Annotated in this window: 1 protein-coding gene; it reads left to right on the top strand. The window is 57.3% G+C overall.

Features of this window, described 5'->3' with window-relative positions:
- Positions 1-248 (top strand): hypothetical protein (locus ACPYOI_RS36650; protein ID WP_481424257.1); only part of this gene is annotated, 248 nt, incomplete at both ends.

Consider the following 248-nt stretch of genomic DNA (forward strand, 5'->3'; position numbering starts at 1 on the left):
GATAACATTGATGAAGAGGCGCTGCATCAGATTTGGGCGCGCTGTCGTGCCAACTATTTTGTCCGCCACAGCCCAAACCAGCTTGCCTGGCATGCGCGACATCTGCTTCAGCATGATTTGTCGCAGCCGATGATCCTCCTCAGTCCGCAGGCCACGCGCGGCGGTACCGAGATCTTTATCTGGAGCCCGGATCGGCCTTATCTGTTTGCTGCGGTTTGTGCCGAACTGGACAGGCGTAACCTGAGCGT

The sequence above is a fragment of the Rhizobium sp. SVR5-2C genome, from assembly GCF_056755115.1.